Origin of the sequence: Streptomyces sp. NPDC048192 (assembly GCF_043202415.1) — a bacterium.
In the GTDB taxonomy this organism is placed as follows: Bacteria; Actinomycetota; Actinomycetes; order Streptomycetales; family Streptomycetaceae; genus Streptomyces.
The window spans coordinates 166,398-193,065 of sequence record NZ_JBIDAL010000018.1 but is presented as its reverse complement, the minus strand read 5'-3'; the positions used below and the strand labels follow the sequence as shown (position 1 = coordinate 193,065).

The following is a 26,668-nucleotide window of genomic DNA, read 5'->3' as shown; positions in this document are numbered from 1 at the left end:
ATCGCGGTGGTCATGGTCGTCACCCCCTGGGAACTCATCGGTCAGCGGGCCTGATTGATGCTTACTCTGCGCCGAGACCGGCGTCGTCGACCTCGCTCTTGCCCTCGGCCTTGAGGATCTTGTTGAGGAGTGTGAGGTCGTAGATGCCCTTCAGATCGGGCTTGTCCAGCAGGCCGGCCTTGACCGCGTGCTCCGCCTCGGTGTTGAGGGTGGAGGCCAGCGGGTCGTCGAGGAAGGTGATCGACTTCCAGGCCGGGTCGATGACGGCGGCGGGAAGCGCCTTGCCGGACAGCTTCTCCAGCGCCGCGTTGGCGGAGGCCTTCGCCTTGTCCGGGTTGGCGTTGATCCACGCATTGGTCTTCACCGAGCCGCGCAGCACGGCCTCGACGACGTCCGGGTGCTGCTTGAGGAAGTCCTGCCGCACGATGATGTTCGTGATCACGAACTTCTTGTCCGGCCACAGCGACGACTCGTCCAGCAGCACCTTGGCGCCCTCGGCGACCAGCTTGGACGCGGTCGGCTCCGGCACCCAGGCGCCGTCGATGGAACCGGAGGCGTAGGCGTCCGGGGTGATCTTGTTGTCGGAGCGGACGACCGTGACGTCGCCCTTGCCGCTCTGCGCGTCGACCTTCCAGCCCTGGTCGGCGACCCAGTTGAGGAAGGCCACGTCCTGGGTGTTGCCGAGCTGCGGCGTGGCGATCTTCTTGCCCTTGACGTCCTTCAGGGACTTGATCTTCTTCGGGTTGACGACGAGCTTCACGCCGCCGGAAGCGGAACCGCCGATGATCCGGAGGTTCTTGCCGTTCGACTTGGTGTAGCCGTTGATGGCGGGGGAGGGGCCGATCCAGCCGATGTCGATGGAGCCGGAGTTGAGGGCCTCGATCTCGGAGGGGCCGGCGTTGAAGGTCGCGGCCTTGATCGTGGTGCCGCCGAGCTCCTTCTGGAACAGGCCCTCCTGCACACCCACGAGAGCGGTGGCGTGGGTCAGGTTCGGGAAGTAGCCGATCTTCACTTCGTCGACGGAGAGCTTCTTGGCGCCCGCCGCGGCCGCGGTCTGCTTGCCGTCGTCGTCGGTGGACTTGGAGCCGTAGCCGCATGCGGTGAGCAGGAGGGGGAGCGCGGCCATGACGGCGAGGGTGCGCAGGGCGGTGCGCGGTCTTTCGGCAGACACGGAGGTGTCCTCTCAGGGAAGGAGTGGTGATCAAGGAGGTGTGGAACGGCGTGCTGAGGTCTCAGACCGGCCGACAGATGGCACTGGACGTACGGCCGAAGTCGACATGACGACGGGAGGTCAGCACGGGCAGCACCGGGTCCGCGCAGCTGAGCGCTCCCATCGCCACCCCCTGATTCCTAGTTTTCCTACCTGGCTGCTAGGGATCGTGGCAGAAGGTGATACCGACCCCAAGAGGCCGTTCACATGACGGACATGGCTATCTCAATAATTGGGATCCCTTCGGGCGGGCCGAGTTCCTGGGCGTATGACGTCGCCGCTCGTCATGAGCGATTCGGTGTGGCCCGAGGGGCGGCGCAAGGGCATCGTTCCACCGTAGGATCCGGCGATGCGCGGCCTGCACCTGCGATCCAGCACGTCGCACACGGCTCGCTGTCCCTCGGCCAACTTCTCCCAGCGTCCCCGGAAGGACACGAGGACAGTCCGCCGGCACCCTGGCACTCCTTGTCGGCCCAGTCGGTCGGCGGTGATCCGGTCGATACCCGGAAGGGTGCCGTTGAGGATCACGAACGCCTTGTGGCCCCGCGGCGCGGCCGGCGGTCGCGAGCGAGCGTGGACAGGACGTGCACACTGGGCGCGGTCCTGGTGGGCAGAGATCACACGCTGCCTGTCGCAGGGCTGCGCCGCGGTGGCGTGCGAGTTCGTTCGGCGGCGCAGCCACTGTCCAGGACGTGTGCACGGTCGCGCTGCCCGCTGCGCCGGCCGACCACCACCCCGGCTATCGGGAGCCTGCGACGGTCCGCATCAGCCAGGTCCGCTACGACGGCCGTGGCCGCGACGGCCGCTCCAACCGGGCGCCGAACAAGACACCTCAGGTGCCTGACACGTCACGTCGTCTGTTGCCGCTTACTCGGCATCGAACAGTGCGTCCAACGTGTCTCCGATCCGGACGAGGTCTCGGCGGAGAGGTCGGGCGCAGCCCAGTGATGCGTGCGTGCGCGGTCGACGAATGCCTGGTCCACCGGGACGTGGTAGCGCTCGACGTAGTGGGGGAGGTCTGAGTATCAGAACCACTCGCCATGGTGTGCAGTTCCAACGCGCCGATGAGCTCCTTGCCGCTGCTCAGGACGTCGTGGACCGGTGTGCCGCTGACTGCGAGCGGTGATCCTGAACGGAGGCAGCCCACGAGTTTCTCCTCGTCCGGAGAAGCTTGGTCACGTACGGATTCACGGAGCGCAGGGCCGTCAGGGCGTCCGTGTTGCAACTCCTGGAATTCTCCGATGAGCCGGTTATGAGGAAAGGACGCGTCGGGCCACGCGCGGCAGCCTAGTTCAGGTGTGGGTAACCGCAACTGGAGTTCACGCGGGTTCCTTGAGACGTACTGCGGTCGCATCCGTGCAAGTACGCAGGTGAGCACCCTGCACCGGGCGAATCAGCGAGCGTACGAGATTCTCGCGCTCACGGGCAGCTTCCGCGAGCTGAGCCGGGAACTTGCCCGTGAGTGCGGCAATCCGGAAGATGCGCGTCAGTCAATCCACGCCTCGCCGTGTCGATGCCGGCCCAACCCGACAGCTGAGAACTCGTCCTCGCCGGCGATTGCCAGTACGCCCAACCGCCGCAGCGCTTGAGAGATCGGACTGCCGGCTGGCGGGAAGGGCCGGCCCTCCTCCACGTGAAGCGGGCCCAGCACGATGGTGCCGCCATCCCACACGGCAGCCCGCTGCTCGCCCACGCCGCCGAAGTACTCGGCTTCCACGTAGGCCACCGGCCCACCGACTGACCAGGCAGCGAGGGTCTTCTCGAATCCTCCTGGCAACCGCCAGAACCCCAACGCGCCTATGCCGCTGCCGTCTGCGACGGAATCGAACAGGGCGTCCGTCATCGGCATCATCGACAGCCCGTGTCCGATCGACGCCAGCCGAGCGGCAGGCAGGTTCCGCGCCACACCCCGCAGCGCCTCCCCGTCAGCGATCACTGCTTGCAGGTCGTAACCCATCCCAACGCCCCCTCCAGATCGGAGGCCCCCATCTTGTCCCAGACGACGAACGCGAACCCGCGTGGTACTCCCTCCCAGGACCACCACACCCCCAGCGGGTTCTCGCCGGAGCACCGTCCAGATCGCTCAAACCCGCTGGTTTCTGCCTGCACTTCGCAGGAAGCGCTCGATCGCCCCGGGACCAGAGTTCTCCTGGTGGGCGGCGTGAGGGTGGGGGAGGTCCTCGAGGGTCAGCCCCGTGATCCCGGCCTCGGGCTCGCGGACAGCGAGGGCTTGCACGAGCGTTCCATTCCGAGGCGGATTCAGTGGCCGCGAGACCCGGACGTGGGGCCGTCTCCGCCCGAGGGCGAGTGACACACGTCGGCTCTCTTCGTCCTTTTCGTCGCAGCGGTACGGCCGGTGGGGACAGTCGAGGTACCGCGATGGACGTGGCCACCGGCAGGTGATCCGGCCGCGTGGACCAGCGTGATCAGTGACAGCGACCCGACGAACGCGACATAAACGAGGCTGGTGGTCCGCAAGCCCCAGACCGGTGTGAGGAAGCCGGCCGCGAGGGCGGGAAGACTCAGGGCCGCATAGCTCACGACGTACACGGCCGAGAACACGCCGGAGCGTGACTGCGCGGTGGTGACCTCGCCGATGGCGCGGAGGTTGCCGTTGTACGTCAGGCCGACGCCGAGGCCCGCCACGACGGCCCCGCAGGCGTAGACGTACGGGGACGGCAGCGTGATGGCCACGGCGAGCCCGGCCGATCCGAGGGTGAGGAGGGCCCCGCCCAGCAGCGTGGCCCGCCGCACCGTGTGCCGGGCTGACCACATACCGCCCAGGCCGCCGGCCAGGAACAGCGCGGCGATGTCCATGCCGCCCGCGGCGCCCCGGCGAACGTGGAGCACACCGGTGACCACGGACGGGGTGAGGGCGAGGAACAGGCCCGTGACGGACCAACCCGCCACCAGCGCGGGTACGGCGGCCAGGAACCGGTGCCGGGAGCCGGGCGGGACCCGCACGCTCGGGCGGAACCTTGGCGGTGCGTCCGGCGCCGGTGCCGCGGTCTCGGGGATGTACCACACCGCCACCGTGAGGAGCAGGAAGACGCAGGTGAGGACGGGGAAGACGCACGTGTCCGGGTGGGCCACCGATTCGACCAGCAACCCCACCACCGCGGCGCTGGCAGCCAGGCCCACGCTCGTCCCGACCGCCGTCACCGTGGTCCCCGCGTGCGGGCGTTGCGACGGCGAGAGGTCCACCAGCCCTGCGGCCAGTGCTCCGACGGCGGTTCCGGTGGCGAGACCCTGCACGGTCCGTGCGACGACCAGCGACAGCACACCGCCGGCCGTCCAGAAGATCGCGGTGCTGGCCGTGGCCAGCAGCAGCGCGGCGAGCAGCACGGGACGGCGACCCAGGCGGTCGCTCACCGGTCCCAGGAGCAGGAGCGCTCCGAGGAGTCCCACCACGTACACCGCGAAGACGACCGTCAGCAGGGTGACCGAGAAGTCCCAGCGTCGCCTGTACAGGGGGTAGATAGGGGAGGGCGCGCTCGCGGCTGCCATCAGCACGACCGTGGTGACCGTGAGCACGCCGAATGCTGCGCGTCGGCTCAGACGAGGAGGCGTACGGCGAGAACGCGACGAGAACATCGGACCGGTCCTGGCTTCCACCGGGTCACCGCGGCCAGGGGGCGCCGAGGACGCGCTCCACCGTGGACCCGCGCCGGAACCCGGGGACGAAGTGTTGGAGGATGTCCGCGTTGAGGGTCCCGTAGGCGGTGTCCGGGCGGTCCTTGAACGTGCGCGCGTGGAGGGAGCCGGAGAGAAACACCCGGCGCGAGTGGTGGAAGATCAGGGGATTCGTCCTCTCTCTGAGGAATTCCGTGACCTCCGCGACGACCGAGGTATCGGGTAGTCCCACCCCTGCGATGGTGTCGGCCATGATGCCCGCGCTTTCCGAATGCGATGTGCTGCGAGTGGACCGTGCGTCCGTACTCCACGGTGCCGACCACACGGGCCCCGGCGCCGCCTCGGTCCGGCCATGAACCACTCGAATCCGGTCGTCGCACGAGCAACCACCCGCTGGAAGATCGCGAGCGAACTCGTCAGCACAGCGCCATCGCACGCGGCTGTTCCGGGAGGTGCCGGGCACCGCACCGACCCGGTGCCTCGAGTGGCGCCTCTGCGCCAGACGGCCGGCCGCACGCGACGCCGTCCACGCCGCGCACGCGACGCCGTCCAAGCCGCGCCCGCGACGCCCCGCCGAGACCGTCCTCACCACCGCCACGCCCCCCCCGAGGCCACCACGCCCCCGAGACCACCACGCCCCCCGAGACCGCCGACCCCCACGACACCACGCGCGTTTCGTGCAGCCCACGCGTGAATCGTGCAGGACGTCAACCCGCCTCCCCTGCATACTCGGTGACGCCGGCGACGGACCGACCGACCGACGTACACGAATCCGGATGACACGCGGAGGCAGAGCGCAATGCGGACGTTCGTCTATACATCCCGCCCCTCGCGGGTGGTGTTCGGGGCCGGCACGGTCGGCCGGGTCGCCGAGGAGGTCGAGCGGCTCGGCTGCTCCCGTGTGCTGCTGCTGGCCGGCCCGTCCTTGGCCGGCATCGCCGCGCGGGTCCGCGAGGTGCTCGGGGACCTGGTCGTCGCGGAGTTCGACGGCGCCGCCATGCACACCCCCGTCGAGGTGACCGCACGGGCGCTCGACGTGCTCACCGAGGTGTCGGCCGACGTGATCGTGGCCGTCGGCGGTGGCTCGACGACCGGCCTGTCCAAGGCGCTGGCCGTACGCACCGACCTGCCCCAGGTGATCCTTCCGACCACCTACGCCGGCTCCGAGGTGACCCCCGTGCTGGGCGAGACCCGCGACGGGCGCAAGACCACCCGGTCGTCCCCGGCGATCCTGCCCGAGACCGTCGTCTACGACGTCGACCTCACCCTCAGCCTGCCGCTGCCCCTGACGGTCACGAGCGGGATCAACGCCCTCGCCCACGCCGTCGAGGCCCTCTACGCGCCCGACGCCGACCCGGTGACCGATCAGCAGGCCCTCGACGCGATCGCCCGCATCGGGCGGGCGCTGCCCCGGCTGGCCGCCGATCCCGCCGACCCGGAGGCCCGGAGCGACCTGCTGTACGCGGCCTGGCTCGCCGGGACCTGCCTCGCCACCGTCGGCATGGGCCTGCACCACAAGCTGTGCCACACCCTCGGCGGCAGCTTCGGCCTGCCGCACGCCGAGACGCACACCGTCGTCCTGCCGCACGCCATGGCCTACAACGCGCCCGCCGCGCCCGAGACCATGCGCCGTATCGCCGAGGCCCTGGGCGTACCCGACGCCCCGAGCGGCATGTACGACCTGATCGTGTCCCTCGCAGGCCCCACCTCGCTGCGCGATCTCGGCATGGCGGAGTCCGACCTGGCCCGCGCTGCCGACCTGGCCGTCGCCACGCCGTACCCGAATCCGCGCGAGCTGACCGCCGACGGCATCGCCGGACTGCTGGCCGGCGCCTGGCGCGGCAGCCGTCCCGAGGGGCCGCCCTCCACGGAGGCCGCGCTCGCCCGGCTCACCGAGGAAGTGGTGGCCAGCTTCGCGCGGACCCCCGACCCCCGGGTCCGCACGCTGATGAGCGACCTCGTCCGCCGCCTGCATGCCTTCGTCGCGGCCAACGACGTCACCGACGCCGAATGGCAGTACGCCATCGACTTCCTCACCCGCACCGGACAGATCTGCACCCCGACCCGGCAGGAGTTCGTGCTGCTGTCGGACACGCTCGGCATCTCCAGCGCCGTCGACCTGCTCACCAACTCGCGCACACCCCACACCACGCCCTCCGCGGTGCTCGGCCCCTTCTACGTGGCGGGCCCGCCCGAGACGCCCCTCGGCAGCGACATCTCCGGCGGACTGCACGGCACGCCGCTGTGGGTGGACGTGCGTGTCACCGACACCGACGCCCGGCCGCTGAAGGACGCGGTGGTGGACGTGTGGCAGTCCAACGAGGACGGCTTCTACGACGTCCAGCTCCCCGACCTGGACGGGCCGGTGCTGCGCGCCCGGCTCCGCAGCGGCGGCGACGGCCGGATCACCTTCTGGTCCATCCTGCCCGCGCACTATCCGATCCCCGCCGACGGTCCGGTCGGGCAGATGCTCGACGCGGTCGGACGCCACCCCTACCGGGCGCCCCACCTGCACTTCATGTTCGACGCGCCCGGCCACCGCCGGCTGGTCACCCAGCTGTTCGTGGCCGGCGGGGCGTACCTCGACAGCGACACCGTCTTCGGGGTCAAGGACGCACTCGTCGTCGGATTCACCCCGCAGTCCGGGCCCACCCCCGACGGCCGCCGGGTCGACGGCGAGTGGCGCCGGCTCGACTACACCTTCCGCCTCGCCCCCCTGGCCGGATGACCGAGGAGCGCCCACCCATGACGGCCCCCGACCCGCACGACCACGACACCGACGTCCTCGTCGTCGGCAGCGGCCCCGCAGGCGGCTCCGCCGCCCTGCTGCTGGCCACCTACGGCATCCGCACCCTGCTGGTGACGAAGTACGGCTGGCTCGCCAACACACCGCGGGCCCACATCACCAACCAGCGCACCATGGAGGTGCTGCGCGATCTCGGCGTCGAGGCCGAGGCGCTGGCCTTCGGCAGCCCCTCGCACCTCATGGGCGACACGGTGCTGTGCACGGCCCTCACCGGCGAGGAGGTCGGCCGCATCCGCAGCTGGGGCACCGGCCCCGCGACGGCCACCGAGTACGCCGCCAAGAGCCCCTGCCAGATGATCGACCTGCCGCAGACCTATCTGGAACCCGTCCTCGTCGGCAACGCGGCGGCCCGCGGGGCCAAGGTGCGCTTCGACACCGAGTTCCTCCGCTTCGACCAGGACGGCGACGGCGTCACCGCACTGCTGCGCGACCGCGTCCGCGGCGACGAGTTCACCGTACGAGCCCGCTACCTGATCGGCGCCGACGGCGGACGCAGCGCCGTCGCCGAGCAGCTGGGCCTGCCCTTCGCGGGCCGCATGGCCAAGGCCGGCAGCATGAACATCGTCTTCAAGGCCGACCTCACCCGGTACTGCGCCCACCGGCCGAGCGTCCTGTACTGGGTACTCCAGCCCGGCGCGGACACGGGCGGTATCGGCATGGGACTGGTCCGGATGGTCCGCCCCTGGAACGAGTGGCTGCTGGTGTGGGGTTACGACATCGAGCAACCGCCGCCGCAGGTCGACGAGGACAGCGCGCGGAAGATCGTGCGCGACCTGGTCGGCGACCGCGGCCTGCCGGTGGAGATCACCTCGACCTCGCTGTGGACCGTCAACCACGCCTACGCCGAGGAGTACTCCCGCGGCCGCGTCTTCTGCGCCGGCGACGCCGTGCACCGTCATCCGCCGTCCAACGGGCTCGGTTCCAACACCTCCGTCCAGGACGCGTACAACCTCGCCTGGAAACTGGCCATGGTGATCCGCGGTGAGGCCGGTCCCGCGCTGCTCGACACGTACACTGCCGAACGCGCCCCCGTCGGACGGCAGATCGTCGAGCGGGCCAACCTCAGCCGCGACCAGTTCGGGCCGATCTTCGAGGTGCTCGGCGTCGGCGGCGGCAGCGACGCGCAGGCCATCGCCGACGGCATCGCGGCGATACGCGCCCGCACACCCGAGGGCGCCAGGAAGCGGCGCCTGCTGGAAGAGGCCGTCCAGCTGAAGAACTACGAGTTCAACGCGCACGGCGTGGAGATGAACCAGCGCTACGCTTCCTCCGCGGTGCTGCCCGATGGCAGTCCCGCCGAAGTGTGGGAGGCCGACCGCGAGCTGGTGCACCGGCCGACGACCCGCCCGGGTGCCAAACTGCCGCACGCGTGGCTCGTCGACGCGCAGGGCGAACGCGTCTCCACGCTCGACACCGTCGGCCACGGTCTTCTCACCGTGCTCACCGGCCTGTCCGGCGGCGTCTGGCACGGCGCCGCAGGGACCTGCGCGGACACCCTCGGCGTCCCCCTGCGCGTGGTGCGGATCGGCGACGAGGACCACCGGGACGCCTACGGCGAGTGGAGCCGCGTCCGCGAGATCGCCGAGGACGGCGTGCTGCTGGTACGCCCGGACGGACACATCGCCTGGCGCCGCGCCACCGCCGCAGAGTCCGACGAGGCGGCGTACGAGGAACTGCTCGGCGCGCTCCGTCACGTCCTGGCGCGCGAGGCCCCGCCCGAGTCCGACGACAGGGTGCAGGTGGACGGAGGGTGCACCGTGGTCCCGTAGCCGGGGACGGCCACGGCGCCCCCGGCGTCGTAATCCGCACGTGGCTTCGGCTGCCTCGGGGAATGCAACGCCGGCGGCGTCGGTTGTCGCCGTACGGCACGTGACCCGGTCCCAGGAGGAAAGGAGAGCTGCGGGCATGGCCCTTTCCGTCGTCCTGGCCGTCCTCGCGGCCACCAGCAACGCGCTGGGGACGGTGCTGCAACGGCGGGCGGCCCTGACCGTGCCCGCGTCGACCTCCTTGCGCCTGGGACTGCTGGCGGACCTGCTGCGCACCCCCGTATGGCTCGCGGGCATCGTCGGCGTGACCCTGTCGGCGGTCCTGCAGGCCGCCGCCCTGGGTTCCGGCTCGCTCGCCGTCGTCCAGCCGGTCTTCGTCCTGGAACTGCCGCTGGCCCTCGTGATCGGCGGGATGGCCTTCCATGTGCGCCGCTCCCGCGCTTCATGGGCGTCGGTGGCGTTGATCGCCGTGGGACTCGCCGTCTTCCTGCTCTCCCTCGCCCCGTCCGGCGGACGGGACCGGGTACCGGCCCTGTGGTGGGCGCCGGCCCTCGCCATCACCGGCGCCCTGGGCGCCGCCCTGGTGCTGGCCGCCCTGCGCCACCCCTTCGGCCCGGCACGAGCGGCCGGCCTCGCCGTCGGCGCGGCCCTCGGCAACGCGCTCGCCGCGGCACTGATGAAGTCGGCCATGGGCGTCCTGGAGGACCAGGGGCTCGGCGCGTTCCTCCTGTCCTGGCAGACGTACGGCTTCGCCGTGATCGGCGGTACGTCCCTCTTCCTGCTGGGCACGGCCATGCAGGCCGGCCCGCTCATCGCCTCCCAGCCGGCGCTGGTCCTCACCGACGCGGCCGCCGGAGTGGTGCTGGGGATGACGCTCTACGGCGAGCAGCCCCGGACGGGACCATGGCTCCTACCGGCGCTGCTCGGCTTCGCCCTGCTCACCTCCGGTGTGTTCGCCCTCGCCCGGACGCGCTGCCTCGCGGGCTGTCTGAACGCCGAGGCGGAGGCACCGCGGCGGGGCAGGGACGACGGCGCAGCCGTACGGGACGACCGGGACGGCACGACGGCACCGCAGCCTCGGACGGGGGCCGCGGCGCCGCAGTACCGGACAGAGTCCGCCACGCCGCAGGACCGTGCGGAGTCCGCCACGCCGCCGGGCCGGGCGGCCGCCTGACCGTCAGCCGATGCGCAGGTCGGCGATCAGGCCGTCGCGCAGGCGGAAGGTCATCGGACCGGTTCCGTTGTACCGGTCGCTGGTGACCTTGAGCGTGACGACGTAGCTGCCCTCCTCCGGTCCGGCGGTCGCGTCGATCACTTCGAAGCGGGCCTGGACGCCGATGTTGTCGGTGCGGTTCCAGTCGAGCACGCCGTCGCGGCCGTGGAAGTCGCGCCCGTAGTCGTACAGGTGGGCGTCCTCGGTGAAGGCAGCGGCGAAGGCCTCGCTGTCGGCGCGGTTGGTGGCGTCGACGAAGGCGCGGACGGCGGCCGGGAGGTCGGCGGTGGGCACGGTGTCTCCTTGGGGTGAGGTGGCGGTCGAGAGGGACTCTTCTCGCGGAGTTGTGAGCGGCTGGGACCCTATGCCTTGAGGAGCGCGGCGGTCAGCTCGTCGGGTCGCGTGAACTGGGCTTCATGACTGCCGGCGAACTCGATGACGGGCGTACCGGGGCCGAGCCGCCGCCGGGAAGCGGGGTGTCCATCCGTACTCCTCCGGCGGCAGAGCCAGGTCCTCACTGCCGATGACGTACGAGGCGGGGATGCCGAGCGCCGCGGGGTCCACGGGGGTGACCGTCTCGGTGAAGTAGCGCAGGGGGTGCGGCACCAGAAGCCCATGGACGAGGCGCTGGGTGCTCTCGTCGGCGTCCTGCATGAAGCCGGCCTTGAAGACCTCGTACGGGAAGACGATGCTGTCGTTCCCGGACGCTGCGGCGATCTGCCGGAACATCTCCGCGTAACTGAGGCGGCACTTCGTCCAGCAGGGACCGCCCCTCCTGCGGCACGAAGGTGCTCCAGTACACGAGCTTGCGCAGCCGCGGTGCCAGCCGCGCCGCCGCCGCGGTGAGCGGATAACCGTCCCAGCTGTGACCTACCACGGTAGGTCCGGCGCCAGTACCCGATGGCCGGTGGCGCGCAGCCGTTCGGCCACCAAGCGCCAGGTCCAGCCGCTGTGGCAGGCGCCGGATATGAGGACATAGGTCTCCGCCAAAGTGTCTCCCAGGACAGGGAGCGGCAGGTTAAGTTATAGATACTGTATGTAATGAAACACTCGCCGGCAATGGGCTGACGCGGGAACGTGACGATGGGGTGCAGCCCATCGGACGCCTCACTGCGGTGCGGCGCCGTGTTGCCCTGATGCGGTCGTCCTGACCGCGGACGTCAGCCCGACCGGCGCAGGGCCGCGGGCGTGGTGCCCAGTCGGGCACGCATCACCCGGGTGAGATGCTCCTGGTGGGAGAACCCGCAGGCGACGGCCACCTCGGTGATCGGTGCGGAACCGGTGCGCAGCATCCGGCACGCTCGCTCCAGGCGCAGAGCGAGCAGGAACTGATGCGGCGTCCGGCCGGTGGTCGCCCGGAACTGCCGGGTGAACTGACTGCAGCTCAAGGAGACCGCTGCGGCGAGGTCCGTGATCGGCAGCGGTTCGGCGAGGCGTGCCTCCATGAGCTCGCGGACGGTGGCGAGCCGGCGTGCCGACAGTCCCGCCCTGCCGCCCTCGGACGACGCGGTGCGGACGCCGTACCGCCGTACGAGCTGTGCGGCGAGCATGGCGGTCAGGTGGTCGGTGTAGGTGCGCGCCGACGGCTCCCACGCACGCACCGCCCCCGCCAGCGCCAGCAGGAGCTGCTCGGTCAGGGGATCCGTCGCGCCGAGTTGTTCGGACAGCTCCATCTGTCGGCTGTCATTGGCCTCGCGCAGGGCTGCGTCGGTCAGGTAGGCGTGCACGGTGTCCAGCCTGCCGCCGAGTTCGACGGCGAGGGGGCGGCCGGCGGGCTGCAGGAAGAGTCCGCCCGCCGGAATGGTGCGCGAGCGCGTGCTCGCGCCGTGTCCCCGCCGGACAGTGACGGGTCCGCTCGTGTGGAGGATGAGGAGGTGGGTGGGGGCGGGACCGAAAGTGGCCCGGTAGGGCTGCTCCTCCTGCGTGGAGAGGTACAGCCGCTCCCACCCGAGACCGGTGCTGCTGTGGCGCTTTCGCACGCCGGGCTGCCGCAGGATGCCGATCGTGTCGGCAGGACCCAGTTCCGCCATGGTGCGACCTCCTCGTGGCACCCAGGTGGTTGAAGTGTAAACCGATGCGCCTAACCCTCAAGCGGTGTGCTGCGCGGACTCTGGGGGTCTTCTCCGAGGCGCGGCCGACCGCCTTTCCGAGACATGGTTGACCGTTGAACCAAATGGTTTAATATTCATCTACCGCGTCGGTGATCGCCACCGCGTCGCACTGTGTCTGTGCCCCGGGTGGCCCTCTTCCGGCGTCTCCAGCAACGCGTCCTGAGGATCGGAGATCACGTCCATGACCACCCCTGTCCGCCTCGCGGTCATCTACTACTCCTCCACCGGCTTCTCGGCCGAGATCGCCAAGGAGATCTCCGAGGCGGCCGAGAAGGCGGGCGCCGAGGTGCGCCTCCTGAAGGCCGCTGAACTGGCTCCCGAGGCCGCCATCGCCTCCAACGAGGCCTGGGCCGCCCATGCGGCCGCCAGCGCGGGCATCCCCGAGGCCACGACCGCCGACGTCGAGTGGGCGGACGCGATCGTCTTCGGCACGCCCACCCGCTTCGGCAACATCTCTTCCCAGCTGAAGCAGTTCATCGACACCCTGGGCGGCCTGTGGGCCCAGGGCAAGCTGGCCAACAAGGTCTACAGCGGCTTCGTGACCACCGCCACCGCGCACGGCGGCCAGGAGTCCACGCTGCTCGCCCTGTACAACTCCATCCACCACTTCGGCGGCATCATCGTGTCCCCCGGCTACACCGACCCCGTCAAGTTCGTCGACGGCAACCCCTACGGCACCTCGCACGTCGACGCCCAGGGCAACAACCCGGTCGGCGAGCAGACCCGCAACGCCGCCCGCCACCAGGCGGAACGCGTGGTCCAGGTCGCCGCCGCGCTGAAGGCCGGTCTCGCCTCCTGAGCCGTCCGGCACGCGGTTGCCCATTGCGGGCACCGTGTGCCACGGGGCGTTCCTTCCGGAGGTGTGAGGAAGGAACGCCCCGCGCGGCGACATGAGGCGTACTTGATCGGGGGTAGGGAGCAGGGCCGGAAGGTGCGCGGCAGAACGTGCCGTCGCACGCGGGAGGGGCTTACTCCGCGGGGTCTTCGTGGAAGGTCGTGAAGGCGGCGACCGGTTCGCGCGGGGTGCGCAACTGGTTCAGGGGGTGCGCCTGATCGGCGTAGCCGAGGGCGAGTCCGCAGACGATCAGCTGGTCGTCCGGGATCAGCAGATGCCGGCGCAGGACCGGTGAGAAGTCGATGAGCGATGCCTGAGGGCAGGTGTCCAGGCCTTCGCCCCGCGCGGCCAGCATCAGGGCCTGCAAGAACAGACCCGCGTCGACAAGGGCGCCCTGCAGCGGATGGCGGCTCGTCGTGAGGACGATTCCGACGGGCGCACCGAAGAAGTCGTAGTTGCGCCGGTGATGGCCCAGGCGCGCGGCGGTGTCGCCGGCACGGATTCCGAGTGTGTCGCGGTACAGGCTCTCGCCGAACCTGCGGCGGCGGGTCCGGAACGGCTCGCGCCATCCGTCCTGCGGGGGCTGGTAGGCGTAGTCCCTTCCCCGTTCCTGTCCCCGTCCCTCGTCGTCGCCGGACTGAGCCTGGAGCAGGGCGGCGGTGAGCGAGCGTTTCGCCGCTCCGGTCACCACGTGCACCTGCCACGGCTGGCAGTTGGAGTTACTGGCGGACCGGGAGGCCAGCGCCAGCAGCCGTTCGACCGTGGACCGGGGAACGGGCGTCGGGAGGAACGCGCGCACACTGCGGCGGCTGCGCAGAGCATCCTCCACGGTCGAGGATGCGGCCGAGGGTACGGGGCTCGGTGCAGGGACGGCCGCCGACGCAGAGGCGACCGAGACCGGCGTAAAGACCGACGTCGGGGTCGAGGCCGACGCCGGGGTCGGGGGGTGGTTCATGGTCGCTTCCATGGTTGGTCAGGTCCTGGCGAGTGCGGGGCCGGTGGAAGCGCACCTGGCCGCCGGGGCGAGCGGCGTGCTTGCCGCGGGAGAACGGCGGGGGTGGGACCACGGTGGCGCCCCGCAGGCCGGGCGGCCGATCAGCCCGTGAGCAGTCACCATCGTGAACTCCTCGTCTTCGATCACGTCACCACGCTCTGTGGTTCACGTCACGCTAAAGGGTAGTTCCATTACAGTCAATAGGTGTAAAGGAAGGGCTGCCCCGCCCTCGGTCAGACGCTCCCGGTCGCCCCGGGGGGTGCCGCCGGTTTCGCGTAGGGTGCTGCTGCGGCGGGGAAGCGTGTGCGTACCCCGGCTCCGACGGGACCTGTGCCGGGAAGGGAAGAGATGGCCAAGGCGAAGACGACGCGCGCGGGCGGGCGAGCCGGCGAGCGGGGGCGCGTGAGCTCGGAACCGGCGGCGCCGACGGGTGGTCGGCCGCGGGATCCGGCGATCGAGGAAGCGATCATCCAGGCCACGCGCAAGCGGCTGGCCACCGACGGCTATTCCTCCATGACGATCGGGGACATCGTCGCCGACGCCGGCGTCACCCGGCCGACGCTGTACCGGCGTTGGGCGAACAAGTACGACCTCGTCATCGACGCCCTGGAGTACGGCCTGCGGAAGCAGCGGGATGCCTACCCCTCGCTGGACCTGGACCAGCTTCCCCCGCGTGAGGCGCTCGTCGAGGCGGTCCGGCGTCTCGACCCCCGCTATCACAACGAGCGGGCCATGGCCCTGCACGGCAATTTCATGGCCGAGGTGGAGCGGGCGCCGGGGCTGCTGGAGCAGCTGCGGGAGCACGGTGTGCGGCCTCGCTGCGAGGAGCTGCTGATGACGCTCGTGTCGCTCCAGCGTCGTGGCGCGGTGCGCGAAGACGTGGACCTCGACATGGTCGTCACCCTCTGCTTCGGCAGCTATTTCGCCGATTACCTCCGCACCGGCCAGGAGGTGCCGGCCGACTTCGCCGAGCGAGTTGTCGCGACGATCTGGCCCATGCTCGCCGTGGACGGCGGCGACCGCGGGGTCTGAGAACGGCTTGCCCGTGCCGCTCGCGAGCGGCAGCGGTCGTCGATCGGCTGCCGATGGCATTTCGTTACAGATATTGACTGTAACGAAATGCTGGGGGATGGTTGTCGCGTCAGACGTAGTGGCGACACGAGAGGAGCCCCGCCCATGAGCGAGGACAGCCGCAAGGCGCTGATCGAGCGCAGCATCCCCTTCCTGGCCGAGGTGAGGAACCGAACCGCAGGCAAGGACCTGGAGAGCTGGCTGAACACGACCTACGGCCCCGACAGCGCCCTGTACCAGGACCTGGCCCGGCTCATCAGGATCGGTGTGCTGGACGAGGGCTGGGCGGCGAACATCGAGGTCGACGGCCCCCGCTACCGCCGCAGCCGCATCGCCGAACCCACGGAAGAGACGCACTACTTCAGCATCACCGCCGTCTACATGAACAGCGTCGAACGCTACCGTGGCCAGTACCACGCCCACCCCTACGGCGAACTCAACCTGGTCGTCCCCATCGACCCCGGCGCCGAGCTGGTGGGACCGAACGGCTGGCAGGGACCGGGCTGGACCGCCCCCGCGCCCGGCAGCCACCACTACCCCGAGGTGCGCGGCGGCGCGCTGATCGCCCTCTTCTACCTCCCCGCCGGACGCATCTCCTACGACATCCGTCCTCCCCGGCGCGCCGACGCCGACGCCGACGCCGTCGCCTAGAACGCGCCTCTGGGCGTGCAACGGTCATCCAGACCGCCGCTGAAAGCAGAGAACCCGTCCCGATCAGAATGGCTCGCGCTCACGACCAGCCGCGACCGCCGGCCCGCGAACATGCTTCGCGGGCCCGGGCTTCACGGTTCCGTGCAGCGAAGACTCCACGCTCGTCCACGCGGACGCCCCGGCTTCCCCATGGAGAAGTCAAGCTCTGTCGGGGGCCGGTGGCCCGTGATCAGTCGAACCAGACCACGAGTCGCACGTGCTCTGGTCCATGCAGCTCGGCTAGCGTCCGCATCACGTCCCAGACGGGTGCCCAGTGGCTCCCAGGCCCGGCGACCGCGCTGCGGCTGCGTGCGCCGGACCTGTCGGTCTCGTCCCGATCGGCAGCTGCCAGCTCGGCCCAGCTGATCCACGTCGTTCCGTGTACGTCCCTTGGCCCGCCAGCCGCGTTGAACGCGTCTCGAAGTCCGTCTGAGGCGTCGTGCGGGAGGCCACGGCCTTCGGTGAGCGGCCGGAACCCGAAGGCATTGCGGACACCGAAGAGGCAGGCGAGTGCGTCATAGGCGTTGCCGGTGTTGAGGAGGAAGAGGTCGATGGCTGCGTGCCAGACCGCGTCCTCGTCGTCCTCTCCCCAGATCCGGGCCAGAGGTCTGCACTCGATCATCCCGCTCACGTCGGTGGACATGTCCGCAGTCTGCCGAGAACCGACAAGGCTCGTCGCCTCGATTTCCAACCGGCAGGCTGGGGCGGTGCGGCTTCGTAGAGGCACCGGTCCGGGATCAGGGCCCACAGCGCGTTGACTCCGCGGCGGGCGAGGGCGATCACAGCCGACAGTGTCGTAGTCCTAGTCGGTGGTGCGCCGTCGCGCCCGTCGCCACGATGGTGCAGGCGGGCGGCTTGCTCCGCATCTGCGCGGCGCAGGCCTCACGCGCCGTAGCTGACCGGCATGCCGAGCGTCCGGCCCAGGTCCTGGACGCTCACGTCGACGCGGTGCAGATGCCGCAGCACCCGACGCGTGGCCCGGGTGTCATCGTCACCCGCCCCGGTTCCTACGGCGGCGAGCCGGGCGGCGACCCCGCAGCCGCCCTCGAGCGCGCGGCCGTCCCTGCCCGCCACTCGGCCGATCAGCGACGCGAGATTGCGGTCGATGCGGCACACTTCCGCCACCAGGGCCTCGTCCACCAGGTCCGCGTCGGTGCCCATGGGCACTCCGGCCCGCGCCATGCCGTCGGCTACTCCGCGGGTGTGAAAGGCGGCCGTCTCCAGCAGCCCCAGCACGGCGAGGGCGGTGCGCCGCCGCGACCGCAGCGGGCTGACCGGGATGACCAGCGGCTCCATCGACACGCGCAGCGCATCCAACGCCGAATCCAGCGCACGGGACGGACCGAACAGGTCCCCGCCGGGCCCGCCGTACCACCGGGCCGACGACTCGGCGAGCGCCACCCGCAGGCGCTCCAGCACCTCGCGCAGCAACTCGTCCGTGCGCTGCCCGGTCCCCACCGGCAGGACGAGGACCGCGGCGACCAGCCCGCTGCCCACGCCCAGCGCGGTCTCCTCGATCCGCACCACCAGCACGGCCGGCGTGAGCGTGTGGAGCAGCGTGTACAGCATGCCGATCATCGTGGTGACGAACAGGGACATCAGCGTGTAGGACACCGCGGTCGTGTAGTACATCCCGAACACGCTGAGGATCGCGAGGGCGAAGGCCCACCGGGAGTCGTGGCCGATCAGTGCGGCGAGGGCCAGGCCGGCGAAGACTCCCGCCACGGTGCCGACGAGCCGCCGCAACCCTCTGACCAGGAGGTCGCCGGTCGAGGCGGTGCCGATGTAGACCACCCAGGAGGTGAACACCGCCCAGTACCAGCGCTGCGGCGACAGCAGTTCTCCGCCCACGACGGCCAGCGCCGACCCGGTGGCCACCTGGAGCGCGGTCCTCGTGGTGGGACGGACACGGACGCACGCCGCATCCCCAGCGTCTTCTGGGAGGTGTTCCTCACGCGACTGTTCCCCGGACCTCGACGTACTCCCGACGACGGGCGCGGTGTTCTCGGCGACGGCCGCGGTGCTCCCGGCAGCGGTGGCAGGACTCCCGGCCACATCCCCGATGCCCTCATCGGGCGTTGCAGCCGAGTCGCGTAGGACGGAGGCGAGTTCACCGACCGAGCGGAAGACGTCCTGCAGCGCCGGTGACGCGTCGGGCAGGCGCTCCTCGCCGCCGCAGCCGGGCGGCAACCGCCGACGGGTACGGTCACCGGCCGGCAGCATCCGACCGGCACCCAACGCGCCGCGCAGTGCGCGCAGTTCACCGATCACGGTCGTCAGCGCCGCCGCATCACGCCCGTCGACGGCCGGCCCCACCAGGCGGGGCGAGCTCCGATGCCGGGTCAGCGTGGTGATGTCGGCTTCCGGCCACAGGAATCGGAGCACGGTGATGGCCAGCCGTTCCACCGCCGTCATCGCCTCGACCACTTGGCCCCGGCCCTGGAGCGGCGTGGCGGCGCTCCGGCCGGACGCGCCGCCGGCGGGCTGCCGGTCCCGCACCATCGAGGCGGCCCCGTGCAGGTGGACCACGCGCCGGCGCAGGCCGTCGACCGCCCGCTCGGCCCGTGGAGCCTGTGGGCCGCCCTCGGCCACCTCGATCAGTGCGTCGAGCACATGAGCCAGCCGTATTCGGAAGGCCCGGTGCAACCGTGCCGACGTCCGCTCCTCGCTCGCGCGCAGGACGGCGAACCGGACCAGCGCCGAGCTGCCGAAGGCCACCGTCACGGCGAGGAACAGCTGCGGCAGGCGTGCCACGCGGGCCTCGAGGAACTGCGTCACGAAGAAGAGCTGGAAGGCGAAGACGCCCAGGGTGGTGGCGCGCGGACCCAGTCGCCGGACATGGAGGGCGGCGAAGATCAGCAGCACGAACACCACGTCCGCGACGACCCGGTACGGCGTCAGCGCGCTGCCGAGCGCCGTGATCGCGAGTGCGACGGGCACCCCGGCGGCGAGGGTGAGCGCCTGGTCGCGCGGGCGGGGCTCGGTCACCGCGACCGTGCTCACCATTGCCGTGAGAGCGCCCGTCACGAGGACGGGCACCGTCGCGTGCAGCGCGGCCAGGACGCCGAGGGCGAGCAGCACCGCGCACACCGTGCCGCCGGCCGACAGCAGCCGGATCAGTCCGGGATCGGAAGCCAGGAACCGGTCCCGGACGCACGCCGTCTTCCGCCAGAGCTCTTGCATGCCCGCCTGCTCCTCTCACCCGGGCGATGGGGAGCGGGTCACGCAGCCGACCGGTCGAGCGAGGCCAGGAAGTCGTCCACGCCGACGACGCTGTGGGAGACCATGTTCAGCCCCCGCATCATCGCCTGGTACGTCACCAGGCCGCCGGGAGCGGCGATCGCGTCGGTGAAGGTCGTGACGTGGTAGCCGCGCTCCATGGCGGTACGGGCCGTCGACTCCACGCCCATGATCCCCGAGACACCGGCGATGGCCAGGTACTCGATGCCGCGTCGCCGCAACTGGAAGTCGAGGTCCGTGTGGGGGAAGACGTCGATGCCCTGGTGCGGCGGGAGGATCAGGTCGCCCGGTTCGGGAGCGAGGTCCTCGTGGAACCGGGTGCTCCAGGTCCCGGCCTCGAACATCCGCTTGTCGAACATCTGGCGGTGGATTCCGGAGACGTGCTTCCACGACGTGTAGTCCGCGTCCGCGAAGGCCGTCGTCGAGTACAGGAGGGGTATGTCCCCGCGCCGCCGCACTCCGGCGATCAGCTTCTTCAGGGCGTCGATCGTGCCCAGGCGCTCGTACTCCGGGGCGTAGACGGCGTACCCCTTGCCGTCCTCGGAGAAGTTCTCGTTGACCAGGTCCACGAGGAGCAGCCCGACTCGGCCGCGCTCGTAGTCACTCGCCATGACCTGTCCTCCACTCTGGAAGTCGCCGGACCGGCTCGCCGGCTCCGGCTGTTTAATTACAGATAATGACTGTAACGAAACTTGGGTCGTCTGTCATCCCTTCCGCGCCGCGCGACCGACCCGGCGGGCCGGCCGGCCGCGCTCTTGTGGGAGCCGTCGCGACGGTGGACCCCGGCGGCCTGCCTGTCCCGATTCGGGTGAGTCGTGGCCGGACCGAGGCGGCGCCGGACGCCGGGTGGGGCGCAGTGTGGAGGACGGACGCACCCGTCCATTCGTGGCAAACCCAGAACCGGAAGGCCAAGAGGTCATGAGCGAGATCATCGCCGGCGTCGAGATTCCCGAAACAGCGGCGGTCGCCGAAGCGAGCCGAGTGATGCAGAAGATGACCAGCCCCCTCATCTACCACCACTCGCGGCGCGTTTTCGTCTTCGGCGCCATCCATGCCCGCAGGCTCGGCCTGGAGGCCGACCCTGAGCTGCTCTATCTGTCCGCCATGTTCCACGACACCGGACTCGTGACGCCGTTCTCCGGCGAGGAGCAGCGCTTCGAGGTCGACGGAGCCGACCACGCGCGCAAGTTCATGCTCGAACACGGCTTCTCCGCCGCGGCCGCCGACGTGGTGTGGACGGCGATCGCGCTGCACACGACACCCGGGATTCCCGGGCGGATGGGCCCGGAGATCGCCGTCACGAGCTTCGGTGTCCTGACCGACGTGCTGGGGTGGGGCCTGGACGAGCTGGACCGCGGTGAGGTGGACGAGGTCGTCGCCGCCCATCCGCGCGGCGACTTCAAGAACGAGTTCCTGCGGGCCTACGTCGACGGGCTCAAGCACCGTCCGGAGACCACGAACGGCACCGTGAACTCGGACGTCCTGGAGCACTTCGTCCCCGGCTTCCGTCGCGTCACCACGGTCGAGCGCATGGTCGGCGCCCCCTGGCCGAGCTGACTCCGGACCGGCCCGACGGACGACGACACCCGGCGAACCGCCGCGCCTGATGCGCGTGTTGGCAGCCGGCCGCCCGAAGCCATGGCCCGGGCACGCGGCAGACGCCCGCACGCCCCACGAGCCGAGCCTCGCCGGACCACTCCCTCCGTCCGTCACCGCAACACCCACCCGAACCACAGAGCACACACCGCACGAAACGAACGAGTCGAAGGAACCATGACCGACACCGACATCCAGCGCGTCAACATCGGCAAGCAGCACCCGGCCGCCTACAAGACCCTCATCGCCCTGTCGTCGGAGGTGGACGCGGCCGCCGCTGCCGCGGGCCTGGACCCGCTTCTGGTCGAGCTCTTGAGGATCCGCACCTCCCAGATCAACGGCTGCTCGTTCTGCTTGCGCATGCACACCCGCGACGCCCTGGCCAAGGGCGAGAACCCCGACCGCATCGCCGTGCTGCCCGCGTGGGCCGAGACCGGCTACTTCTCCGCGACCGACCGCGCGGCGCTGCGCCTGACCGAGGCGATCGCCCGCGTGGCGGACGGACACGTCGCCGACGAGGACTACGCCGCCGCCGCAGCCGTTCTCGGCGCGGAGCAGATCTCGGCCGTCGCGTGGCTGGCGACCGTGATGAACGCCTTCAACCGCGTCGCGATCACCAGCCGTTACCCCGTCGGCAAATGACCAGGCACGGCATCCTTCCCCGGCCGGCCCGGACACGCCTCGGCACCGTCCGGGCCGACCGCGTGCCACCGCGAGGGCGCCGTGGTCCGTCCCCCCGAGCCGACCGCGGCGCCCCTCGCGGACGCATCCCGGCGACGACGGAGGCGGGTTGCTCACCTCCGGTGAGCTCAGGCGTCGCCCATGACCAGACCCTCGATGGTGTGCTTCTGCGTGACGGGGACCAGCTCGTCCACGACCGGGCAGTCGAGATGCCGGCGCACCCGCTCCGGCAGCCGCTCCCAGAAGCCGTGCGTGACGGCGAGGTCGTGCCGCTCGCCGTTGTTCGCCTCGGGACCGTCGACGCCGAGGACGAGGACGGGGCGGGACCGCGCGGAGCGGTTCTTGGTGCCGCGGTGGATCGTCAGGGCCGTCCGGGCGGAGATGTCACCGCGCCGCGGGTACTTGCGCACGGCACGCTCGACGTAGCGGTCGTACCGCGACTTGGGCGGAAACATGCCGTGCTCGAACTCGGGGCCGTCGTCCCACTGGGTGCCCGGGGCGATCTCGAAGGGCCCCATGTCCTCGGTGGTGTCGACGGTGGTGACGTTGAACGCGAGCGAGGTCAGACGGCGTTCCCTGCGGGTCTCCTCCGGCATCGGGAAGTCCCGGTGCCACGGCTGGTTCACGGCGCCCTCCAGCGGTACGTCGAAACCGACCTCGACGATGCGGTAGTCCGGGCCGAGCACGACGGTGCACAGGGAGCGCACCCAGGAGTGGTCGACGAGGTCCACGAAGCCCCTGATCTGTTCGGGATGGATCTCGACGTAGTAGCGGTTCGGGCCGCGGCCCACCGCGCCGCCCGGCCGCGACAGCGCTTCCTCGAAGGCGAGGTCGATGTCCTCGCGCAGCCTGTCGGCCCAGTCCACGCTGAACGCGCCCTTGCGGGCGGTGATGCCGTCCGAGTAGATGGCCTCCACGTCGGCCGTCACCTCGGCGTCAAGGGCGGAGGGATCGATGCCGGGAAAGAGATGTGCACTCACGAAGCGGCTCCTCGGGTGGGGACGGGTCCATATTGCAACGTTGCATTCCACGTAGCAATACCTACGAGCGTCCCGTTTTCAGCGCCTCCGGCCGCGTGCGAAAATGACCGGCGTGACCAGCCGCCTCAAGGACGTCGCCGCCCTCGCCGGGGTGTCGATCAGGACCGTCTCCAACGTCGTCAGCGGCTCCGGTGCCGTCGCCGAGCACACCCGTGTCAAGGTGCAGGCCGCGCTGGACGAGCTGGGTTACCGCCCCAACGTCGCCGCCCGTAACCTGCGGGCCGGCCGGACGGGGCTGATCGGTCTGGCCATCCCGGAACTGCACTCCCCGTACTTCAGCGAGTTGGCGGGGCTCGTCGTGCAGGCGGCGCAGCAGCGGTCCTGGACGGTCGTCATCGACCAGACCTTCGGCGACGCCGACGCCGAGCGCCGGCTGCTGGAGGGCAGCGGCGGACGGCTCGTCGACGGGCTGATCATCAGTCCCTGGGCCCTCAGTCCCGAGGAACTCGCCGCGCGCGCCCAACGGGTGCCCCTCGTCTTCCTGGGCGAGCGCAGTCCCGGCGGCCTCGCCGACCGGGTCGCCGTGGACAACGTCCTGGCGGCCGACGAGGCGACCTCCCATCTCCTCGCCCTGGGCCGCCGGCGCATCGCCGCCCTCGGTCTGCAGCCCCGCCTCCACAACGGCACCGCCCGCCAGCGTCACGCGGGCTACCACGCGGCGCTCGAACGCGCCGGTCTCGCCCCCGACCCCGCCCTCGAACGAACCGTCGGGACCTTGCACCGCGCGGACGGCTACGCGGCGATGTCGGCGCTGCTCGACGAGGGCGTCGAGGTCGACGCCGTCTTCGCCTTCACCGACGAACTCGCTCTCGGCGCGCTGCACTGCGCCCACAACCGGGGGCTGCGCGTCCCGGAGGACCTGGCGGTCATGGGTTTCGACGGCATCGACGACGCCCGCTTCGCCAACCCCGCCCTGACGACGGTCGTACCGGACAAGCGACAGATCGCCGAGCGCGTCCTGCAGTGTCTCGCCGACCGCATCTACAGCCCCTCCTCGGCGGTGCCGCCCCAGGACATCGTCGTCCCCCATCACCTGGAGGTCCGGGCCAGCACAGTGGGGCGCGAGACGGAAGGCCCCGAGCCGACGCGCTGACATCTCCGCGCCCGGTGCAGCCGTCGGCGTAACCCCTTTCCCCTTGCGTGGTAACAGAGTTCGGCATCCCGGCGCCCGCTAGGGTGGGACTGCTGTGGCCGAGATCTTGAACGGAACCGGGAGCGAGGGCTGAGGTGCCGGACACGAGCGAACCCGCGGCGGAGGGAGCTTCCGAGCGCGTGCTGAATCCGCTGTGGATCATCTCCCTCTTTCTGGGTCTGGCCGAGGTGACGGTCGGGGTGGCGGCCACCCAAGCCCAGGGCTGGATCCAAGGGATGCTCGCGATCTTCTCCGTGGCCTTCCCGTCCGCCGTCGCAGTGGCGTTCTTCCGGATCCTGCTCACCCGCCCGTTTGTGCTGTACGCGCCGCGGGACTATCCGAACTCGCCGAGCATCGAGGCGTATGTGACCGCCGTGTCAACGGCTGCCGGCCGCAACGTCGAGAACGTCGAGGCTGCCGTCAGGCTGGCCGTCGAAGAGGTCGTTGTTCCCCGGCTGCCGACAGCCGATGCGGACAGGACTCAAGACCTGGTCGAAGACGCCGTGCGGGCTGCGGTCGGTGACTTCCAGCGACGCTCGGTACAGGTGGACCTGAGCGGCATCGACCCCTCGATGCAGGTCGCAGTGCTCACGTTTCCGTTGGATGAGGTGACGGTGTCCCACTTGCTGGACACCGTCTACCTGACCATCTCCGACCACGTGGACGCGTACGCCTACGAACGGCAGTGGATCCTCGTCGACGCCGCCACAGGACGCCCGTTCAGGGGAATCGGCAGTACCTCCATCTCTTCGGGAGGCATACCGGGGGAGGACAGCCGCAACCTCCGGCAGATAGGCGTGCGCCCGGGCAGCCGCCTACTGGCAAAGCGCCTACTGCCGGGCGGACCTCAGCTCTGACGCACGGTTTTACAGGTACGCGGCTGGGGCAGGGCTGTGCCGAGCGGTCGGCCTGACGCGGCGGCTGCCTGACGGGCGGGGCCGATGGACATCGTGGACGAGCCGGACGGCCCCGGCCGCGCCATCACCGGTCACACGTTCGGCCGACTCAGCACACGATCAGCCTGCGCAGCGGGAAGGGATGCGGGGACCGTGGCCACGAGGCCAGGGAGTGCCATGTACGGGACGAGCACCACCCGCTCCAGGACGCGACCATGCAGACATTCCTGCCCTATGCCGATTTCCGGCGCTCCGCCCTGCTCCTGGACCGTCGCCGCTTGGGCAAGCAGCGGGTCGAGGCGCTTCAGGTCCTTCGCGGCCTGACCGTTCCCGGATACGGCTGGCGCAGGCACCCGGCCGTGCGCATGTGGAGCGGATACGAGGAAGCCCTGGTCCGCTACGGGCTCGAGGTCTGCCGGGTCTGGCGCGAGCAGGGGCATCAGGACAGCTGTGCCGCGTCGCTGATCGCCGGATACGCGGCAGGCCGTCCGGGTGCTCAGGTGCGCGAGCAGCCCGCGCTCGCCGCCGCGGGGGAGCTCCCGCCGTGGCTCGGTGACGAGGCCTTCCACCGCAGCCATCAGTCCGCGCTCGTCCGCAAGGACCGGGACACGTACGCGGCCGTGTTCCCCGGCGTTCCGGACGATCTGCCCTATGTGTGGCCGTCCTCCGACCGGGAAGGGGAGGCGGCCTGAAACCTTCCGTGCGGAGCAGGTACGCGTGGCGTGCCGACCACCGGCTCGGCATGAGGGCCGGTGGTTCCATGGCGGCCGTTTCTTTGGTGGCCGCCTGCGCCTCATCCTGGGGCGACTCGGTGGATCGCCAGTGCGTCGAAGCGGTGCATCCTCGCGTCGGAGGGCGCGCACACCAGACGCCCGACCGTGGAGGAGGGACGGGACAGCGGGTGCTCGCCGCGCAGGGCGGCCTCGACGAACCGGCTCAGCCGGTCGGCACATCTGCGGTAGAACCGCAGTTGGGTGCGGCGGCCGAACAGGCGCCATCCGAGGGCAGTGATCCGGTCCAGTGTCGGGGCGCCCTGCGAATGGCATGTGACCACGAACAGCACCTCGCCGGTGTCCTGCCGCTTGACGACCTCGTAGGTGACCTGGCCGCGTTCCAGGTGGCCCTCCAGGGTCTCGTAGGCCCATCCCCAGACGCGGTCGGTCTCGTCGCGGGTCTCGTCCACCACCTTGGTGACGCGCACACCGCAGTAGAAGTGCATGCCGTGGAACCGGGCCTCCAGCAGCATGTCGCGGCCGAGCAGCGGTGCGGCCGGGTCGTAGAGTGCCCGCACGATCTCCGGTGGCGAGAACTCGTAGTCGCGGACCAGGCGACAGGCCTGCTCCCAGGGGCCTCCCGGCTCCGGCGTGCCCGGTCGCTCCGCGGGCAGCGCGGTGCGGTGGACGTCGATGTTCCAGGAGGGCCGGCGTACCTCGTCGACCGAGTAGTTCACGCGTGCGTTCGCGAGGTTCGCCCACACCTGTGCGGCGTCGAGCCGTCCGAAGCCCCAGTCACCCAAGGAGATCACTCGAACTGTCGAGCGAGTCGCCGATCAGCCAGAGAGTAGGCGGCCACAGACCCACGAAGAGTGCGCGCCGCTCGGCGTTTCCCCGCTGCTCCTGGTCGACGGTCTTCGCGCGCACCCACAGCGTCACGCACAGACCGACGGTGGCGAGGGAGGCGAGGTGCAGATGAGCACTGCGCACACCAGCACGGTGCAGGAGCCGTACCACCATGGGGAGCCTCCGGGGTCGCTT

Annotated in this window: 25 protein-coding genes; 11 read left to right on the top strand and 14 right to left on the bottom strand. The window is 70.6% G+C overall.

The window, feature by feature from the left end; all coding sequences use genetic code 11:
- Positions 1–61: 61 nt before the first annotated feature.
- The 4 genes from ACGFZN_RS32815 to ACGFZN_RS32800 all read right to left on the bottom strand — a co-directional run bounded on the left by ACGFZN_RS32815 (position 62) and on the right by ACGFZN_RS32800 (position 5,096).
- Positions 62–1,171 carry an aliphatic sulfonate ABC transporter substrate-binding protein gene (locus ACGFZN_RS32815; RefSeq protein ID WP_393862100.1) on the bottom strand — a complete coding sequence of 370 codons (1,110 nt, stop codon included), beginning with the start codon at positions 1,169–1,171 and terminating at the stop codon, positions 62–64.
- Positions 1,172–2,696: 1,525 nt separating this feature from the next.
- Positions 2,697–3,167: a hypothetical protein gene (locus ACGFZN_RS32810; protein WP_393862099.1), complete on the bottom strand. Its 471-nt coding sequence runs from the start codon at positions 3,165–3,167 to the stop codon at positions 2,697–2,699.
- A 302-nt stretch (positions 3,168–3,469) separates the two neighbouring features.
- Complete coding sequence (locus ACGFZN_RS32805) at positions 3,470–4,744, bottom strand: MFS transporter (protein ID WP_393862098.1); 1,275 nt, start codon at positions 4,742–4,744, stop codon at positions 3,470–3,472.
- 85 nt (positions 4,745–4,829) lie between these two features.
- Complete coding sequence (locus ACGFZN_RS32800) at positions 4,830–5,096, bottom strand: hypothetical protein (protein WP_393862097.1); 267 nt, start codon at positions 5,094–5,096, stop codon at positions 4,830–4,832.
- A 546-nt stretch (positions 5,097–5,642) separates the two neighbouring features.
- Here ACGFZN_RS32800 and ACGFZN_RS32795 point away from each other — a divergent pair.
- The 3 genes from ACGFZN_RS32795 to ACGFZN_RS32785 all read left to right on the top strand — a co-directional run bounded on the left by ACGFZN_RS32795 (position 5,643) and on the right by ACGFZN_RS32785 (position 10,589).
- The gene (locus ACGFZN_RS32795; protein WP_393862096.1) at positions 5,643–7,571 is read left to right on the top strand and encodes a maleylacetate reductase and hydroxyquinol 1,2-dioxygenase domain-containing protein; all 1,929 of its coding nucleotides are present in this window, start codon (positions 5,643–5,645) and stop codon (positions 7,569–7,571) included.
- A gap of 17 nt (positions 7,572–7,588) precedes the next feature.
- Positions 7,589–9,418 carry an FAD-dependent oxidoreductase gene (locus tag ACGFZN_RS32790; RefSeq protein WP_393862095.1) on the top strand — a complete coding sequence of 610 codons (1,830 nt, stop codon included), beginning with the start codon at positions 7,589–7,591 and terminating at the stop codon, positions 9,416–9,418.
- A 136-nt stretch (positions 9,419–9,554) separates the two neighbouring features.
- Positions 9,555–10,589 carry a DMT family transporter gene (locus tag ACGFZN_RS32785; protein ID WP_393862094.1) on the top strand — a complete coding sequence of 345 codons (1,035 nt, stop codon included), beginning with the start codon at positions 9,555–9,557 and terminating at the stop codon, positions 10,587–10,589.
- Between the two features lie 3 nt (positions 10,590–10,592).
- Here the strand turns inward: ACGFZN_RS32785 and ACGFZN_RS32780 are convergent, their stop codons facing one another.
- The 3 genes from ACGFZN_RS32780 to ACGFZN_RS32770 form a co-directional block, all read right to left on the bottom strand.
- Complete coding sequence (locus ACGFZN_RS32780) at positions 10,593–10,922, bottom strand: nuclear transport factor 2 family protein (protein ID WP_393862093.1); 330 nt, start codon at positions 10,920–10,922, stop codon at positions 10,593–10,595.
- 120 nt (positions 10,923–11,042) lie between these two features.
- Positions 11,043–11,357, bottom strand: a complete 315-nt coding sequence (locus tag ACGFZN_RS32775; protein WP_393862092.1) for a hypothetical protein — start codon at positions 11,355–11,357, stop codon at positions 11,043–11,045.
- 431 nt (positions 11,358–11,788) lie between these two features.
- On the bottom strand, positions 11,789–12,658 hold the full coding sequence (locus ACGFZN_RS32770) for a helix-turn-helix domain-containing protein (protein ID WP_393862091.1): 870 nt from the start codon (positions 12,656–12,658) through the stop codon (positions 11,789–11,791).
- A 262-nt stretch (positions 12,659–12,920) separates the two neighbouring features.
- On the opposite strand from ACGFZN_RS32770, the gene wrbA reads away from it, so the two are divergent.
- Positions 12,921–13,538, top strand: coding sequence for an NAD(P)H:quinone oxidoreductase (wrbA, locus tag ACGFZN_RS32765; protein ID WP_393862090.1), 618 nt, complete (start codon positions 12,921–12,923; stop codon positions 13,536–13,538).
- A gap of 169 nt (positions 13,539–13,707) precedes the next feature.
- Here the strand turns inward: wrbA and ACGFZN_RS32760 are convergent, their stop codons facing one another.
- Complete coding sequence (locus tag ACGFZN_RS32760; RefSeq protein WP_393862089.1) at positions 13,708–14,403, bottom strand: nitroreductase; 696 nt, start codon at positions 14,401–14,403, stop codon at positions 13,708–13,710.
- 513 nt (positions 14,404–14,916) lie between these two features.
- On the opposite strand from ACGFZN_RS32760, the gene ACGFZN_RS32755 reads away from it, so the two are divergent.
- Both ACGFZN_RS32755 and ACGFZN_RS32750 read left to right on the top strand, forming a co-directional pair.
- Positions 14,917–15,600 (top strand): TetR/AcrR family transcriptional regulator, encoded by a 684-nt coding sequence (locus ACGFZN_RS32755; protein WP_393862088.1) that lies wholly within the window; start codon positions 14,917–14,919, stop codon positions 15,598–15,600.
- Positions 15,601–15,744: 144 nt separating this feature from the next.
- The gene (locus ACGFZN_RS32750; RefSeq protein WP_393862087.1) at positions 15,745–16,290 is read left to right on the top strand and encodes a DUF4863 family protein; all 546 of its coding nucleotides are present in this window, start codon (positions 15,745–15,747) and stop codon (positions 16,288–16,290) included.
- 229 nt (positions 16,291–16,519) lie between these two features.
- Here ACGFZN_RS32750 and ACGFZN_RS32745 read toward each other — a convergent pair whose 3' ends face one another.
- From ACGFZN_RS32745 to ACGFZN_RS32735, 3 genes are all read right to left on the bottom strand, one after another.
- Positions 16,520–16,972 (bottom strand): hypothetical protein, encoded by a 453-nt coding sequence (locus tag ACGFZN_RS32745; RefSeq protein ID WP_393862086.1) that lies wholly within the window; start codon positions 16,970–16,972, stop codon positions 16,520–16,522.
- A 239-nt stretch (positions 16,973–17,211) separates the two neighbouring features.
- Positions 17,212–19,512 carry an FUSC family protein gene (locus ACGFZN_RS32740; RefSeq protein WP_393862085.1) on the bottom strand — a complete coding sequence of 767 codons (2,301 nt, stop codon included), beginning with the start codon at positions 19,510–19,512 and terminating at the stop codon, positions 17,212–17,214.
- A gap of 38 nt (positions 19,513–19,550) precedes the next feature.
- Complete coding sequence (locus ACGFZN_RS32735) at positions 19,551–20,180, bottom strand: cysteine hydrolase family protein (RefSeq protein WP_393862084.1); 630 nt, start codon at positions 20,178–20,180, stop codon at positions 19,551–19,553.
- Positions 20,181–20,487: 307 nt separating this feature from the next.
- On the opposite strand from ACGFZN_RS32735, the gene ACGFZN_RS32730 reads away from it, so the two are divergent.
- Both ACGFZN_RS32730 and ACGFZN_RS32725 read left to right on the top strand, forming a co-directional pair.
- Positions 20,488–21,126 (top strand): HD domain-containing protein, encoded by a 639-nt coding sequence (locus ACGFZN_RS32730; RefSeq protein ID WP_393862083.1) that lies wholly within the window; start codon positions 20,488–20,490, stop codon positions 21,124–21,126.
- A 216-nt stretch (positions 21,127–21,342) separates the two neighbouring features.
- On the top strand, positions 21,343–21,807 hold the full coding sequence (locus ACGFZN_RS32725) for a carboxymuconolactone decarboxylase family protein (protein WP_393862082.1): 465 nt from the start codon (positions 21,343–21,345) through the stop codon (positions 21,805–21,807).
- Positions 21,808–21,974: 167 nt separating this feature from the next.
- On the opposite strand, the gene ACGFZN_RS32720 is transcribed toward ACGFZN_RS32725, so the two are convergent.
- On the bottom strand, positions 21,975–22,826 hold the full coding sequence (locus ACGFZN_RS32720) for a phytanoyl-CoA dioxygenase family protein (protein ID WP_393862081.1): 852 nt from the start codon (positions 22,824–22,826) through the stop codon (positions 21,975–21,977).
- A 112-nt stretch (positions 22,827–22,938) separates the two neighbouring features.
- Between ACGFZN_RS32720 and ACGFZN_RS32715 the strand changes: the two genes are divergently transcribed.
- The 3 genes from ACGFZN_RS32715 to ACGFZN_RS32705 all read left to right on the top strand — a co-directional run bounded on the left by ACGFZN_RS32715 (position 22,939) and on the right by ACGFZN_RS32705 (position 25,606).
- Positions 22,939–23,979 (top strand): LacI family DNA-binding transcriptional regulator, encoded by a 1,041-nt coding sequence (locus ACGFZN_RS32715; protein ID WP_393862080.1) that lies wholly within the window; start codon positions 22,939–22,941, stop codon positions 23,977–23,979.
- Positions 23,980–24,158: 179 nt separating this feature from the next.
- The gene (locus tag ACGFZN_RS32710) at positions 24,159–24,875 is read left to right on the top strand and encodes a hypothetical protein (protein WP_393862079.1); all 717 of its coding nucleotides are present in this window, start codon (positions 24,159–24,161) and stop codon (positions 24,873–24,875) included.
- Positions 24,876–25,129: 254 nt separating this feature from the next.
- Complete coding sequence (locus tag ACGFZN_RS32705; RefSeq protein ID WP_393862078.1) at positions 25,130–25,606, top strand: MSMEG_6728 family protein; 477 nt, start codon at positions 25,130–25,132, stop codon at positions 25,604–25,606.
- A 101-nt stretch (positions 25,607–25,707) separates the two neighbouring features.
- On the opposite strand, the gene ACGFZN_RS32700 is transcribed toward ACGFZN_RS32705, so the two are convergent.
- On the bottom strand, positions 25,708–26,439 hold the full coding sequence (locus tag ACGFZN_RS32700) for a DUF1990 family protein (protein ID WP_393862077.1): 732 nt from the start codon (positions 26,437–26,439) through the stop codon (positions 25,708–25,710).
- Positions 26,423–26,617: a hypothetical protein gene (locus ACGFZN_RS32695; protein ID WP_393862076.1), complete on the bottom strand. Its 195-nt coding sequence runs from the start codon at positions 26,615–26,617 to the stop codon at positions 26,423–26,425. Before ACGFZN_RS32695 ends, ACGFZN_RS32700 begins: the two co-directional genes overlap by 17 nt.
- Between the last annotated feature and the right edge of the window lie 51 nt (positions 26,618–26,668).

What these genes read in the sequence shown, in the direction of transcription:
- ACGFZN_RS32790 (WP_393862095.1), top strand. Translation starts at nt 7,589, where the DNA reads ATGACGGCCCCCGACCCGCACGACCACGACACCGACGTCCTCGTCGTC.
- ACGFZN_RS32705 (WP_393862078.1), top strand. Translation starts at nt 25,130, where the DNA reads ATGCAGACATTCCTGCCCTATGCCGATTTCCGGCGCTCCGCCCTGCTC.
- ACGFZN_RS32740 (WP_393862085.1), bottom strand. Translation starts at nt 19,512, where the DNA reads ATGCAAGAGCTCTGGCGGAAGACGGCGTGCGTCCGGGACCGGTTCCTG.
- ACGFZN_RS32770 (WP_393862091.1), bottom strand. Translation starts at nt 12,658, where the DNA reads ATGGCGGAACTGGGTCCTGCCGACACGATCGGCATCCTGCGGCAGCCC.
- ACGFZN_RS32800 (WP_393862097.1), bottom strand. Translation starts at nt 5,096, where the DNA reads ATGGCCGACACCATCGCAGGGGTGGGACTACCCGATACCTCGGTCGTC.
- ACGFZN_RS32725 (WP_393862082.1), top strand. Translation starts at nt 21,343, where the DNA reads ATGACCGACACCGACATCCAGCGCGTCAACATCGGCAAGCAGCACCCG.
- ACGFZN_RS32785 (WP_393862094.1), top strand. Translation starts at nt 9,555, where the DNA reads ATGGCCCTTTCCGTCGTCCTGGCCGTCCTCGCGGCCACCAGCAACGCG.
- ACGFZN_RS32735 (WP_393862084.1), bottom strand. Translation starts at nt 20,180, where the DNA reads ATGGCGAGTGACTACGAGCGCGGCCGAGTCGGGCTGCTCCTCGTGGAC.
- ACGFZN_RS32810 (WP_393862099.1), bottom strand. Translation starts at nt 3,167, where the DNA reads ATGGGTTACGACCTGCAAGCAGTGATCGCTGACGGGGAGGCGCTGCGG.
- ACGFZN_RS32755 (WP_393862088.1), top strand. Translation starts at nt 14,917, where the DNA reads ATGGCCAAGGCGAAGACGACGCGCGCGGGCGGGCGAGCCGGCGAGCGG.
- ACGFZN_RS32745 (WP_393862086.1), bottom strand. Translation starts at nt 16,972, where the DNA reads ATGTCCACCGACGTGAGCGGGATGATCGAGTGCAGACCTCTGGCCCGG.
- ACGFZN_RS32750 (WP_393862087.1), top strand. Translation starts at nt 15,745, where the DNA reads ATGAGCGAGGACAGCCGCAAGGCGCTGATCGAGCGCAGCATCCCCTTC.
- ACGFZN_RS32730 (WP_393862083.1), top strand. Translation starts at nt 20,488, where the DNA reads ATGAGCGAGATCATCGCCGGCGTCGAGATTCCCGAAACAGCGGCGGTC.
- ACGFZN_RS32795 (WP_393862096.1), top strand. Translation starts at nt 5,643, where the DNA reads ATGCGGACGTTCGTCTATACATCCCGCCCCTCGCGGGTGGTGTTCGGG.
- wrbA (WP_393862090.1), top strand. Translation starts at nt 12,921, where the DNA reads ATGACCACCCCTGTCCGCCTCGCGGTCATCTACTACTCCTCCACCGGC.
- ACGFZN_RS32775 (WP_393862092.1), bottom strand. Translation starts at nt 11,357, where the DNA reads ATGTTCCGGCAGATCGCCGCAGCGTCCGGGAACGACAGCATCGTCTTC.